Origin of the sequence: Microbacterium faecale, from assembly GCF_014640975.1 — a bacterium.
GTDB lineage: Bacteria > Actinomycetota > Actinomycetes > Actinomycetales > Microbacteriaceae > Microbacterium > Microbacterium faecale.
Genome location: NZ_BMHO01000001.1, coordinates 2,511,174 through 2,524,040 on the forward strand (window position 1 = coordinate 2,511,174; position 12,867 = coordinate 2,524,040).

The 12,867-nt window shown below is 66.3% G+C and carries 12 protein-coding genes; 6 read left to right on the forward strand and 6 right to left on the reverse strand.

Annotated elements, in window-relative coordinates; all coding sequences use genetic code 11:
* Positions 1–73 precede the first annotated feature (73 nt).
* Together IEW87_RS12030 and greA are read left to right on the forward strand one after the other, a co-directional pair.
* On the forward strand, positions 74–463 hold the full coding sequence (locus tag IEW87_RS12030) for a DUF4307 domain-containing protein (RefSeq protein ID WP_188712430.1): 390 nt from the start codon (positions 74–76) through the stop codon (positions 461–463).
* Between the two features lie 54 nt (positions 464–517).
* Complete coding sequence (gene greA / locus IEW87_RS12035) at positions 518–1,003, forward strand: transcription elongation factor GreA (RefSeq protein ID WP_188712431.1); 486 nt, start codon at positions 518–520, stop codon at positions 1,001–1,003.
* Positions 1,004–1,018: 15 nt separating this feature from the next.
* Here greA and ilvA read toward each other — a convergent pair whose 3' ends face one another.
* The 4 genes from ilvA to trpD are packed head-to-tail and all read right to left on the reverse strand — an operon-like array spanning position 1,019 to position 5,187.
* Positions 1,019–2,260, reverse strand: coding sequence for a threonine ammonia-lyase (gene ilvA, locus IEW87_RS12040; RefSeq protein ID WP_188712432.1), 1,242 nt, complete (start codon positions 2,258–2,260; stop codon positions 1,019–1,021).
* Positions 2,260–3,453 (reverse strand): AI-2E family transporter, encoded by a 1,194-nt coding sequence (locus IEW87_RS12045; RefSeq protein ID WP_188712433.1) that lies wholly within the window; start codon positions 3,451–3,453, stop codon positions 2,260–2,262. The genes ilvA and IEW87_RS12045 overlap by 1 nt, the downstream gene beginning before the upstream one ends.
* Positions 3,454–3,501: 48 nt before the next feature.
* On the reverse strand, positions 3,502–4,068 hold the full coding sequence (locus IEW87_RS12050; RefSeq protein ID WP_188712434.1) for a LemA family protein: 567 nt from the start codon (positions 4,066–4,068) through the stop codon (positions 3,502–3,504).
* Between the two features lie 57 nt (positions 4,069–4,125).
* A complete protein-coding gene (gene trpD / locus IEW87_RS12055) occupies positions 4,126–5,187 on the reverse strand; it encodes an anthranilate phosphoribosyltransferase (RefSeq protein WP_188712435.1) in 1,062 nt (353 codons plus the stop codon).
* Positions 5,188–5,414: 227 nt separating this feature from the next.
* Between trpD and ctaE the strand changes: the two genes are divergently transcribed.
* From ctaE to qcrB, 4 genes are read left to right on the forward strand one after another with little or no spacing between them, the layout of a single operon-like run.
* Positions 5,415–6,029 carry an aa3-type cytochrome oxidase subunit III gene (gene ctaE, locus IEW87_RS12060; protein WP_188712787.1) on the forward strand — a complete coding sequence of 205 codons (615 nt, stop codon included), beginning with the start codon at positions 5,415–5,417 and terminating at the stop codon, positions 6,027–6,029.
* A gap of 21 nt (positions 6,030–6,050) precedes the next feature.
* Entirely contained in the window at positions 6,051–6,854 is an 804-nt protein-coding gene (gene qcrC, locus IEW87_RS12065) for a cytochrome bc1 complex diheme cytochrome c subunit (protein WP_188712436.1), read from the forward strand.
* A 35-nt stretch (positions 6,855–6,889) separates the two neighbouring features.
* Positions 6,890–7,948 (forward strand): cytochrome bc1 complex Rieske iron-sulfur subunit, encoded by a 1,059-nt coding sequence (qcrA, locus tag IEW87_RS12070; RefSeq protein WP_188712437.1) that lies wholly within the window; start codon positions 6,890–6,892, stop codon positions 7,946–7,948.
* Positions 7,945–9,621, forward strand: a complete 1,677-nt coding sequence (qcrB, locus tag IEW87_RS12075) for a cytochrome bc1 complex cytochrome b subunit (protein WP_229731132.1) — start codon at positions 7,945–7,947, stop codon at positions 9,619–9,621. The genes qcrA and qcrB overlap by 4 nt, the downstream gene beginning before the upstream one ends.
* Before the next feature lie 1,107 nt (positions 9,622–10,728).
* Here qcrB and ctaF read toward each other — a convergent pair.
* Positions 10,729–11,154, reverse strand: coding sequence for an aa3-type cytochrome oxidase subunit IV (ctaF, locus tag IEW87_RS12080; protein ID WP_188712438.1), 426 nt, complete (start codon positions 11,152–11,154; stop codon positions 10,729–10,731).
* Positions 11,155–12,822: an aa3-type cytochrome oxidase subunit I gene (gene ctaD, locus IEW87_RS12085; RefSeq protein WP_229731133.1), complete on the reverse strand. Its 1,668-nt coding sequence runs from the start codon at positions 12,820–12,822 to the stop codon at positions 11,155–11,157. It lies immediately after the preceding gene.
* Between the last annotated feature and the right edge of the window lie 45 nt (positions 12,823–12,867).

Below are 12,867 nucleotides of genomic sequence, written 5' to 3' on the forward strand. Positions count from 1 at the left end.
TGAGACTCCCGACAGCGAAGGCGACTAACCTGGAACATCCCCACCCTATTCCCCCGCTGCAGAAGGACGTTCGGTGACTTCGAAGGAACAGCTCGACGACCGTTACGGTCGCGGATCCCGCCGCGCCACGCGCACGTGGATCATCGCCTTCGTCGTCCTTGGCGCCATCGCTGCCACGGCGCTCGCATGGAGCGTCGTCACGTCAACCGCGCGCAACGTCGACGTCGACGATCTCGGATTCACCGTCGTCTCCGACGCCGAGGTCGAGGTCTCATTCCGCGTCACGTCCAGCCACGAGGGCGACGTCGCGTGCGTCATCGAGGCGATGGACGAGACGTTCGCTGTCGTGGGCTGGGACGTCGTCGAGATCCCCGGCGGCGCGGTGACGAGCGATCACACGCTCACCGTGCCGACGGTCGGGCTCGCGACGACGGGATTCGTGAACAACTGCCGACTCCGGTAGATTTGCTCGGATATTCCCACGTCGGATCATCGGATCTGTTGAAGGAGAACCATCGTGTCTAGCGAGAACGCCCCGTTCCTCACCCAGGAGGCCTACGATCGGCTCGCCGCTGAGCTCGAGCATCTCTCGACCGTTGGCCGCGAGGAGATCGCGAAGCGCATCGAGGCCGCCCGCGATGAGGGTGACCTGCGCGAGAACGGCGGATACCACGCTGCGAAGGACGAGCAGGGCAAGCAGGAGGCCCGGATTCGCCAGCTGACCGCGATCCTGAAGGACGCGGAGATCGGCGAGGCCCCCGAGGCCGACGGCACCGTGCGCCCCGGGACGGTGATCACCGCGACGATCTTCGGCGACGAGGAGAAGTTCCTCCTCGGCAGCCGCGAGATCGCAGGCAGCACCGACCTCGACGTCTACAGCGAGCAGAGCCCCCTCGGCTCGGCGATCATCGGTATGAAGGTCGGCGACACCGGATCCTACGAGGCACCCACCGGCAAGCAGATCCCCGTGAAGATCGTCGCGGTGGAGACGTTCACGGGCTGACCCGCGGCGCCCGCGTCACTCCAGGACGACCTCCGGGCGGAACCCTCCGCTGCGGAGTGACTCCAGCACGAGCTGCCGGTGCTCTTCACCGCGCGTCTCGACGGAGATCTGCAGGACGACCTCGCTGATCTGCATGCCCTGTCCGTGGCGCGTGTGCATCACTTCGATGACGTTCGCGCCGGCCTGGGCGAGCAGTTCCGAGACCTGCACGAGCTGTCCGGGACGATCCGGCAACGGGATGTGCACGGTGAGGTAGCGACCGGCGGCCGCGAGTCCGTGTGTGACGACGCGCTGCATCAGCAGCGGGTCGATGTTGCCACCCGAGAGGACCACCCCCGTCGTTCCGTGGGCCCGGATCTTGCCGGCCATGATCGCCGCGACGCCGACCGCGCCCGCGGGCTCGACGACCTGCTTGGCGCGCTCGAGGAGGGCGAGCAGCGCGCGCGCGATGTCGTCGTCGCTGACCGTGACGACCTCGTCGACGAGGTCGCGGATCAGCGCGAACGGCACGTCGCCGGGGCGGTTGACCATGATCCCGTCGGCGATCGTCGGGCGCGTGGTGACCTGCGTCGGCTCCCCCGCTTCCAGCGAGATCGGATACGCCGCGGCGTTCTCGGCCTGCACGCCGATGATGTGGACCTCGCGGCCGGCGGCCATCGCGCGAGCTTTCGCCTTCGCGGCCGCCGCAACGCCCGCGATCAGCCCGCCGCCGCCGATGCCGAGCACGATCGTCTCGAGGTCGGGAACCTGTTCCATGAGTTCCAGACCGAGCGTGCCCTGCCCGACGACGATGTCGCGGTGGTCGAACGGGTGGATGAGCACCGCGCCCTCGCGCTCCGCGTGCTCTGCGGCGAGCCGCAGGCCGACGTCGACGGCGTCTCCCTCCAGCACGACCTCGGCCCCGTATCCGCGCGTGGCGAGCAGCTTCGGAACCGGCACGCCGAGCGGCATGTAGATCGTGGCGGGGATCCCGAGCTGACGCGCCGCAAGCGCGACGCCCTGCGCGTGGTTGCCGGCCGATGCGGCGACCACGCCGCGTTCGCGCTCTTCCGCCGTGAGGCGCGAGAGGCGGTGCGTCGCTCCGCGAACCTTGAAGGATCCGGTGCGCTGCAGGTTCTCGAGCTTGAGCACGACCTTCTCGCCGAGCAGGTCGCTGAGATGCTGCGACTGCTGAATCGGAGTGCGCTCGATCACCGGCGCAAGGCCGGCCGCGGCCTCCTCGAACTCGCTCAGCGTGGGTACGTCAACGCTCGACATCATTCCTCCTCGTCGCTCGCGCGACCGATCGATTTCGGTTCCGTGCGCCAGATCACGTCGTTCTCGGGAACGTCTCCCGTGCGCCATGAGCCCGTCGACAGGGTGATCACCACGACGTTCACGAAGGCCGCAAGCGGCACCGCGAACAACGCCCCGGGGATGCCGCCCGCGAGGGATCCGGCCAGCACGACGAGGACGACCGCGAGCGGATGGACCTTGACCGCCGCCCCCATGACGAGCGGCTGCAGCACGTGGCTTTCGAGCTGTTGCACGAGGAGGACGACGGCGAGCATCGCGAGAGCGATCAGCGGCCCGTTGTACGCCAGCGCGATGAGGATCGCGAGCGCTCCCGACACAATCGCACCGAGGAACGGCACGAAGGATGCCAGGAAGACCGTCACGCCGATCGGGATGGCGAGCGGCACGCCGAGCAGCGCGGCACCGACGCCGATGCCGATGCCGTCGATGGACGCCACGAAGATCTGCGTGCGCGCATAGTTGATGAGGGTCGACCAGCCGTTGCGCGCCGAGCGGTCGACCGCGACGCGCGCCGTGCGCGGGAAGAGCCGCGTGGTCCAGCGCCAGATCCCGTCGCCGTCGTACAGGAGACACACGAGCGTGAACAGCGCGACCAGCGCACCGGCACCCACCTGACCGAGCGTGGAGCCGAACGAGACTACGCCGCTGAGCAGCACGGAGCTCTGGTCGACGAGGAAGCCGGAGACGAACAGGACGACCTCGTTGACGAACTCCTCGGGCAGCACGCCGAGCGACAGAATCCACTCCTGCAGCTCGGCCCACCGCTCGATCGCACGCTCGCGCACGATGCCCGACTGCTCCGCAACCTGCCAGACGACGAGCCAGATCAGGCACGTCAGGATCGCGACGGTCCCGACCAGCGCGATGACGATCGCGAGCGGACGCGGCACCCGGAGAGCGATCAACGACGCGACCGCAGGCCACAGCAGAGCGCTGAAGAGGATGGCAACCAGCACCGGGACGATGATGATCTTGAACTGGACGATGAGCCAGATGATCACCGCGACGACGGCCACGATGATGAGCAACCGCCACCCGTATGCCGCGGCGATGCGGAGCGGACGGGGCACAGAGACAGGCGCGTCAGCGGACCCGCTGCTCTCGCCCGCGGCCGCGCGATCGTGCGGCCCGCGCCGCCGGCTATGTTCGCTCATCCGTCCGATTCTATTGCCGACAGCGGAGCGAACACGCGCGCGACGAACTTAGAACTGCACGCGCGGCGGCTGACGCACCGCGGCCGCGTCCTCGACCTCGAAGAACTCGCGCTCCGTGAAGCCGAGCCCCCCAGCGAAGAGGTTGTTCGGGAACTGCTTGATCTTGATGTTCAGTTCGCGCACGCCGCCGTTGTAGAACCGGCGCGACGCCTGAATCTTGTCCTCGGTGTCGACGAGCTCGTTCTGCAGCTGAAGGTAGTTCTGACTCGCCTGCAGCTGCGGATACGCCTCGGCGACCGCAAACAGGCTCTTCAGCGCCTGCTGCATGTGGTTCTCGGCGGCGCCAGCCTGCGCGGGGCCACTCGCGTCGAGCGTCTCAGCTCGCGCACGCGTCACGTTCTCGAAGACTGCCCGCTCGTGAGCCGCGTATCCCTTGACCGTCTCGATGAGGTTCGGGATGAGGTCGGCGCGGCGCTTGAGCTGCACGTCGATGCCACTCCACGCCTCGTCGACCCGTGTTCCGAGCGAGACGAGCGAGTTGTACGTGGCCCAGAGGTAGATGCCCGCGATCACGAGGACCGCGACGACGATCAGAACTGGTACGAGCCACTCCATAGGTTTCCCCCTCCGGTGGTGTCCTTCAATGGTACGCGCTGCGAGCCGAGCGGACCCTCAGTGTGACCCGGCTCGAGCGGAAGCGGCCACCCACGCCGCGAGCTTCGCCGTCGCACGGCCGTCGTCGACAGCGGCCGCTGCTTCGTCCTTCGCCTCGATCAGCCGCTCGATCATGTTCCGGTCAACCTGTGACGGATCCCTCGACAGCCGGTACGCGACGATGCCGGCGGCGGCGTTGAGCAGCACGATGTCACGCACCGCGCCCTGTTCGCCCGCGAGCGTGCGCCGCAGCGTCTCCGCGTTCTCGGCCGGCGAGCCGCCGAGCAGGTCGTCGATCGACGCCGTGTTCATGCCGAGGTCGCGCGGATGGATGTCGAACTCGTGCATGTCGCCGTTCGAGACCTGCCAGATCCGGCTGTATCCCGTCGTCGTCAGCTCGTCGAGACCATCCTCGCCGCGGAACACGAGAGCCGTCGCGCCACGCGTGCGGAACACGCCGGTGATGATCGGAACCACGTCCGCGGACGCGACGCCAACGGCGTTTGCCTCGGCTCGCGCCGGGTTCACGAGCGGCCCCAGGAAATTGAACGCGGTGGGGACCCCGAGCTCGGCGCGGACCGGCGCCGCATGCTTGAAACCCGGGTGGAACGCCGCAGCCCAGGCAAACGTGATCCCGGCGTCCTCGAGCACGCTCGCGACACCGTCCGGACTGAGGCGGAGGTCGATGCCGAGCTCACTGAGCACATCGCTCGCGCCGGTGAGTGAGCTGACGGCGCGATTGCCATGCTTGACGACGGGGACCCCCGTCGCCGCAACGATGATGGACGCCGTCGACGAGATGTTCACGGTTCCGTAGCGGTCGCCGCCGGTGCCGACGATGTCGAGCACGTCGGAGTCGACGTCGAGCGGGACGGCCGCGTCGAGGATCGCGTCACGGAAACCGATGACCTCCTCGACCGACTCGCCCTTCGCGCGCAACGCCATGAGCAGGCCGCCGAGCTGCGCGCCGGTCGCCTCGCCCTGCATCACCTGCCGCATCGCCCATTCCGCCTGCGAGACGGTGAGATCCTCCCCCTTCACGACGGCGGTCAGAACGTCGGGCCAGGTGGTGTGCGTCATACCCGCCAGAGTAGGGCACGGGATTTTCTCGACACGCTGTAGAAGTTCGCCTGCCACGAAAATCGACACCCGTCGATTGGGTGTTCTCGCCTGCTGACCTGCGGTTTCCCACCTCACCCCCGAGAGATTCACGGCGAGGTCATAGCGGGCGCCCCAGCCACTCCTGTTCACGGGTGCAAAAATCACGCGCGTTTATCGGCCATAATGGTGGGGTGACGAACCCAGCTATGCATGCCTCCGCGCCCAGAACGGTGAAGCGCCCCGATACCCTTGCCGTCGGTACGATCGTCTGGCTCGGTTCCGAAGTCATGTTCTTCGCCGGTCTCTTCGCCATCTACTTCACGCTTCGCAGCACCTCCCCAGGTCTCTGGGAGGAGCAGACGCAGCTGTTGAACGTGCCATTCGCGTTCATCAACACGGCGATCCTCGTGGCCTCATCCTTCACCTGTCAGTTCGGCGTCTGGGCCGCAGAGCGCCTCCAGCCGCACAACGTCAAGGGCCAGGGGTGGAAGTCGTGGGGCATGATCACGTGGCTCTGGATCACGTTCGCCCTCGGCGCCATCTTCGTCTCCGGTCAGGTGTGGGAGTACGCGCAGCTCGTCGCCGAGGGAATCACGCTGTCGAGCGACCCGTACGGCGCGGCGTTCTACATCACCACCGGGTTCCACGCCCTCCACGTCACGGGCGGTCTGATCGCGTTCCTCCTCGCACTGGGTCGTGCATTCGCCGTCAAGCGCTTCACGCATAAGGAAGCGACGACCGCGGTCGTGGTGTCGTACTACTGGCACTTCGTCGACGTGGTCTGGATCGCCCTGTTCATCGTCATTTACTTCCTGCAGTAAGAGCGGAGCAACATCACCGTCATGGCACTCTCGAAGTTCAAGCGCCGCTCACGCGGCCGCCGCAGCCCCCTGGCCGCCGCCGTCCTCATCGGCGTCGGCCTCCTCATGACCGGCGGGATCTACGCCGGTGCGTCGGCCGCTGTCGCGGCAACCGACGACACCCCCGCGGCACAGGCCAGCGTCGAAGAGGGTGAAAAGCTCTTCCAGGCGAACTGCGCCACGTGCCACGGCATGGACCTGCAGGGTCGCGAGGGCGTGGGTCCCTCGCTCCACGGCGTCGGCGCACTTGCCGTCGAGTTCCAGGTGTCGACGGGCCGCATGCCGATGCAGATGCACGGACCGCAGGCGGACCAGAAGCCGGTGCAGTTCACGGAGACGCAGACCCGTTCGATGGCGGAGTACGTCCAGTCGATCGCTCCGGGCCCTGACTACCCCGACGAGGAGATCCTCAGCGGCGAAGGCGATGTCGCACACGGCGGAGAGCTGTTCCGTATCAACTGCGCCATGTGTCACAACGTCGCGGCCGCCGGTGGTGCTCTCACGGAGGGCAAGTTCGCGCCGGACATCATGGACACCTCGGCGCTCAACATCTACGCGGCGATGGTGACGGGCCCGCAGAACATGCCCGTGTTCAGCAACATGAACCTGTCCGAGCAAGACAAGCAGGACATCATCGCGAACCTGATCTACCAGCAGGAGATGACCCCGGTGGGTGGATTCACGCTGGGCTCGCTCGGTCCTGTCTCTGAGGGCCTCTTCATCTGGATCTTTGGCATCGGCGGTCTCATCGGCATCGCCGTCTGGATCACGGCGAAGTCGAACTGAGCATGTCTGACGAAGTGGACGTGACAAGGAGCACGATGTCAAACGACGATTCGAAGGGTGTCGAGAAGGTCCAGGGACCTTCTTCGGGCCTCGCCGTCTCGATCGACGATCCCATCGAGAACCCCGGGCTTCCGCCGCACCGCGAGCGGCTGACGGACAAGGATCCGAAGGTTGCCAAGCGCGCCGAGCGCACGGTTTACACACTGTTCTACATCTCGGTGGCCGCCAGCATCTGGGCCGTAGCGGCGTACATGCTGTTCCCGATCGAGGACATGGAATACACCTCGATCCGAGCGAACAACCTGTACATCGGTCTCGGGATCGCGTTCGCGCTCCTCGCTATCGGTATCGGCGCGATCCATTGGTCCAAGGCGATCATGAGCGACAAAGAGTACGTCGAGGAGCGCCACCCGACACGTGGCTCCGATGAGACGCGCGCCGCTGTCGTCGAGGCTTTCAAGACCGCCGACGAGGAGTCGGGCTTCGGTCGTCGCAAGATGATCCGCAATTCGCTGTTCGCGGCGCTCATCGCCTCGATCCTCCCCGGCGTCACGCTCTTCCGCGGTCTCGCGCCGCACGATGCGGAGAACAGTCCCGTCGACCTGCTCAAGCAGACGATGTGGACGGCCGGCGAGCACCTCGCGCGAGACCCTGCCGGCACGCGCATCAAGGCGAGCGATGTCACGCTCGGCAGTGCTTTCCACGTGATCCCCGAGTCGCTCGCCGGGCTGTCGCACAGCAACGGCTACCTCGAGGAGAAGGCGAAGGCCATGGTGCTCATGGTGCGCATGCGCCCCGAGCAGCTGACCGAGCGTGAAGAGCGCAAGGACTGGTCGTACGACGGCATCGTCGCGTACTCGAAGGTGTGCACGCACGTCGGCTGCCCCGTCGCGCTGTACGAGCAGCACACGCACCACCTGCTGTGCCCGTGCCACCAGTCGCAGTTCGACGTGTCTGACGAGGCGAAGGTCGTCTTCGGCCCCGCGTCACGCCCCCTGCCGCAGCTTCCGATCACCGTTGACGATGAGGGATACCTCGTCGCCCGCAGCGACTTCAGGGAGCCTGTCGGACCGAGCTTCTGGGAGATGCATTGAGCACCGCCACCGAAACCGAAGAGAAGAAGGCCCCTCTCGGCGGCCGGTTCGTCGGCGCGACCGCGAACTACCTCGATGAGCGCACGAGCATGTCGGGCTTCATCAAGGCCCTCGGACGCAAGGTCTTCCCCGACCACTGGTCGTTCATGCTCGGCGAGATCGCGCTGTGGTCTTTCGTCGTCGTCCTGATCTCGGGAACGTTCCTGACGTTCTTCTTCCAGGCGTCAATGGTCGAGACGTACTACACGGGCGCCCACGAACCGATGCGCGGCATTCCGATGTCGGCCGCGATGGAGTCGACGCTGAACATCAGCTTCGACATCCGCGGCGGCCTCCTGGTGCGCCAGCTGCACCACTGGTCGGCCCTGACGTTCGTCGCCGGCATCGGCGTGCACATGCTCCGCGTGTTCTTCACGGGCGCGTTCCGCAAGCCGCGCGAGCTGAACTGGGTTGTCGGCTTCGTGCTCTTCGTCCTGGCGATGGCCGAGGGCTTCACCGGCTACTCGCTCCCGGACGATGTCCTGTCGGGCAACGGCCTCCGCATCATCGACGGCATGGTCAAGGCGATCCCGCTCATCGGTCCGTGGACCTCCTACCTGCTCTTCGGTGGCGAGTTCCCGGGCACCGACATCGTCGGACGCCTCTACACCCTGCACATCCTGATCCTGCCGCTCATCGTGATCGCGCTCATCGCCGTACACCTCGTGCTGATGATCGTGAACAAGCACACGCAGTTCGCCGGCCCGGGCCGCACGAACAACAACGTCGTGGGCTTCCCGATGATGCCCGTGTACATGTCGAAGATGGGTGGCTTCTTCTTCATCGTGTTCGGTGCGCTCGTGCTCATCGCTGCGACGGTGCAGATCAACCCGATCTGGGGCTACGGGCCATATGACCCCTCCCCTGTGTCGGCCGGAACGCAGCCAGACTGGTACATCGGATTCGCCGACGGCGCGTTGCGCCTCGCGCCGCCGCATCTCGACATCGAGATCTTCGGCATGGTCTATCCGATGGGTGTGCTGATCCCGCTCGTCGTGCTGGTGCTGTTCATCCTGATCGTCGCGATCTACCCCTTCATCGAGGCGTGGGTCACGGGCGACAAGCGTGAGCACCACATCGCGCAGCGTCCGCGCAACGCGGCGACGCGCACGTCGATCGGCGCCGCTGGCGTCTGGTTCTACGCTGTCCTGTGGGCGGCGGCCTCGTCCGACCTCATCGCGACGCACTTCCGCCTCACGATGGAGGGCGTGATCCACGCGCTCCAGGCGCTGCTCACGATCGGTACCGTCTTCGTCTACTTCGTCACCAAGCGCATCTGCATCGCGCTTCAGAAGAAGGACCGCGAGATCGCGCTGCACGGCTACGAGTCCGGCCGAATCGTGCGCCTGCCCGGCGGTGAGTACCAGGAAGTGCACAAGCCCGTCGACGAGTACGAGCGCTGGAAGCTCGTGGCTGAAGAGACGTACGAGCCGCTCATCCCCCGCCCGAACGACCAGGGACGGATCAAGGGACGCTTCCGTGCCGCGATGTCGCGCTGGTTCTTCGAGGACCGTCTGCAGCCGCTCACGAACACGGAGTACCAGGCCGCGCTCGAGCACCAGAAGCACGCCCTGCACGAATACGGCGAGCCTGGCGGCCACGACGAGATCGAGTCAGGAGACGCGAAGCACTAAGCCTCGCACCCACTCCCCCTCTGAGGCCCCGATCCATCCCGGATCGGGGCCTCAGCCGTCGGCGCCCCGGGCCCGCCCGTAACGCTTCGCAAGTGCGCTCCCGCCTGGCGCATGGGCATGGCCCCGCGAGTGCGTTCGCGCCCTGGTCAATAGCCCGCGAGTGCGTTCCGGCCCTGGCGAGGGCCGCGAGTGCGTTCCGGCCCGCTGACGCACCGGAAAGGGCGTCGACGCACTCGTAGAGACATGTTCACCGTGCGATCGGGCCCCGCGGGCCTACCGGCTAACGACACGCGCGGAGCGATGCTCGTCGAACTCACCGTCGTGACACGCTTCATCCGCCTGGTGCCCGAGTCATCCCCCACCGCGAGTCGCGGGAAAGCGCCCAGCGCTCCGCATCGCGAGGACCGCGACGCAGTGCGCGCGTAGTGCCCCTCCGCACACGGAACGCCAACAGGCCTCGTATCGACAGCGTGACGCCCCTCTGCGCACGGAAAGACCCCCACGCACGAAGCCGCAGCGGATCACGTAGCGACTGCGTAACGCCTTGCGCGCCCGGGTCGCCTTTCGGCGGCGCTTGAAAACTGGACAGTATCGACGCCGAAAGCGTTCACAGTACGAGCGCCGCCGAAAGTGCCATCCCGCGTCGCCCGGGCCCTCCCAGTGCCCCGGCGCGTGTCGCTGTCCCCGGCGCTTGCCACGCCCTGGAAGCACGTCCCGGCCCTGGAAGCACGTCTCGGCCCCGAAGCACGTCCCGGACCCGGAAGCAGGTCCCTCGTCCCGACCTCCCGCCACGCGCGAATCGGGAGCGGAGCTATCGTAAACGTGCACTGCCCCGCTCGAAGTATGCGAACGAGCAGCGGAGCGAGGGTCGGGTGCGGAGGCGCTGGCAACGGGCCTGGCGGGAGGCGGCGCGCAGCGTCGCCTCGGGACTGCGCCTCCGCACCCGGCCCTCGCGAAGCGGCCGGACAACGCGCGCGACACCCTCGCGAAGCGGCCGACAACGTGCCCAGGGCGCACAGGGGCCGCCTCACGAGGCGCACAGGGCCGCACAGCGCACACGACAAAGCCCCGGAGCCTGAAGCTCCGGGGCTGATGTCGAGGTTCGCCTTACCGCGCGAAGTGCCCGCGGTAGTACTCGAAGGCCCACCCGACGAGCGAGATCGCGAGAAGGAAGACCGCGAGCGGGAGGAGGAAGTGCGCGGTTGCGAGTCCGAGGACGAACACGGCGGGCGCGGCGGCAAGCACGAGCGGCCACCACGACCACGGCGCGAATTCGCCCATCTCAGGGTCCCCATCGTCGACGTCGACGTCCTCGCGGTCCTCCGGCAGTTCGATCCCCTTCTGCGCCTTGTACGAGACGGAGATGAAGAATCCGATCATGGCGGACATCAGGGACATGAACAGCAGCGCGATGGTGCCGGTCCATTCCACAGAGCCGTGGAAGGGGTCCAGGAGGCTCCACGCGGTGTACGCGGCGAACAGGACGAAGAAGAAGGCCGCCAGCATCCACCAGATGACGATGTTGGTTCTCATCTACTTGACCCCTCCATCGAGCACGGGCTCGGGAACGCGATTGGCGTCGTAATCGTCCATCGCCTCCGGGTGGTTCAGGTCGAACGCTGGACGCTCCGAACGGATTCGCGGAATCGACGTGAAGTTGTGGCGCGGAGGCGGGCAACTTGTTGCCCACTCGAGCGAGCCGCCGTAACCCCACGGGTCGTTGACCGTGACCTTCTTGCCCTTGCGCGCGGTGATCCACACGTTGAGGAAGAACGGAATCATCGACGCGCCGAGAAGCATCGCCCCCACGGTGGAGAGCTCGTTCTCCCAGGCCCAGCCGTCCTGCGGCATCCAGTCAGCATAGCGACGCGGCATGCCGTCGACACCGAGCCAGTGCTGGACGAGGAACGTCATGTGGAAGCCGATGAATAGCATCCAGAAGTGCACGTAGCCGAGACGCTCGTTGAGCATCTTGCCCGTCCACTTCGGCCACCAGAAGTAGAATCCGGCGAACATCGCGAACACGACGGTTCCGAACACCACATAGTGGAAGTGGGCGACGACGAAGTACGTGTCACTGATGTGGAAGTCGAGCGGCGGTGCCGACAGGATCACGCCGGTAAGACCACCGAACACGAACGACACGAGGAAGCCGAGCGAGAACACCATCGGCGTCTCGAACGTGAGCGATCCGCGCCACATGGTGCCGATCCAGTTGAAGATCTTCACGCCCGTGGGCACGGCGATCAGCATTGTCATGAGGGCGAAGAATGGCAACAGCACCGCGCCGGTGACGTACATGTGGTGCGCCCAGACGGAGACGGACAGGGCCGCGATCGCGATCGTCGCGTACACGAGCGTCTTGTACCCGAAGATCGGTTTGCGACTGAAGGCCGGGAAGATCTCGGAGACGATGCCGAAGAACGGCAGCGCGATGATGTACACCTCGGGGTGGCCGAAGAACCAGAACAGGTGCTGCCAGAGCAGAACACCGCCGTTCGCGGGGTCGTACACATGCGAGCCGAAGATGCGGTCGCTCGCGGCGGCGAGCATCGCAGCGGCCAGCACGGGGAACGCGATCAGGATCAGCAGGCTCGTGATGAGCGTGTTCCACGAGAAGATCGGCATCCGCCACATGGTCAGGCCAGGGGCCCGCATCGTGATGATCGTGGTGATGAAGTTCACCGCGCCGAAGATCGTTCCGAAACCGCTGATTCCGAGGCCGACCATCCAGAGGTTTCCGCCGACGCCCGGCGAGAACGACGCATTCGCGAGCGGCTGATACGCGAACCAGCCGAACGACGCGGCGCCCTGCGGCGTGAGGAAGCCGGCGATCGCGATGAGCGAACCGAAGGTGAACAGCCACAGGGCGAACGCGTTCAACCGCGGGAACGCCACGTCGGGCGCGCCGAGCTGAAGCGGGAGGATCGCGTTGGCGAATCCGGCGAAGAGCGGCGTCGCGAACATCAGCAGCATCACGGTGCCGTGCATCGTGAACAGCTGGTTGTACTGCTCCTTCGTCGGGATGATCTGCATGCCGGGAGCGAAGAGCTCGGCGCGGATGATGAGCGCCATCACACCGCCCAGCAGGAAGAAGATCACCGAGAAGATCAGGTACATGTACCCGATCGTCTTGTGGTCAGTGGACGTCATCCACTTGACGACGACGTTGCCCTTCTCGCCCGTCCTCGAACCGCTCATCAGAGCGGCCTGACGGGGAGGAAGCGTGGTGGGGGTGCCCGCAGC